Source organism: Streptococcus sp. KR, from assembly GCF_002238115.1.
GTDB lineage: Bacteria > Bacillota > Bacilli > Lactobacillales > Streptococcaceae > Streptococcus.
Genome location: NZ_NGVM01000142.1, coordinates 1 through 462, shown reverse-complemented (window position 1 = coordinate 462; position 462 = coordinate 1). Strand labels below are relative to the sequence as shown.

The following is a 462-nucleotide window of genomic DNA, read 5'->3' as shown; positions in this document are numbered from 1 at the left end:
TTGTTTAACGGCTTCAAAGGTCTTGGAAACATTGCCGGGGATCTCTTAAATGACTTAGGTCGTTTGGCTCTCGGTCTTGGGGCTGCCGTACTTGCATCATTGTTGATGCCATTGGCACTCATTGGTTTAATCACCAAAGGGTTGACTGATTTGACACTTAACTTGTTCAAGAGTGGCATGTCACTGTTGTTCCAAGGACTCGCACAATTGTTTAAGAATGGTATCAAGTTCCTGTTCTCACAAATTCCTGTCATGTTTAAGAATATCTTGGGTGGTTTAGGTAACCTGATTAAGTTGGGTGTGCTTGCCTTACCTGATGTTTTGAACCCATTGCACGGACTTTTGATGGGAACCATGTTCCTTGGTGGATTGATTCCAGCAGTCGTTTCACTTCTCGGCTTGCCGTTTACCTTGTTCATCAAGCCGGTTCTTGATCTCATTAATAACCATGTGGTTCCAATC

Annotated in this window: 1 protein-coding gene; it reads left to right on the top strand. The window is 43.5% G+C overall.

What is annotated here, in order from left to right; genetic code table 11:
- Positions 1-462, top strand: a 462-nt coding sequence (locus CBI42_RS12880; RefSeq protein ID WP_179211419.1) for a hypothetical protein, incomplete at both ends; no start/stop codon positions are given.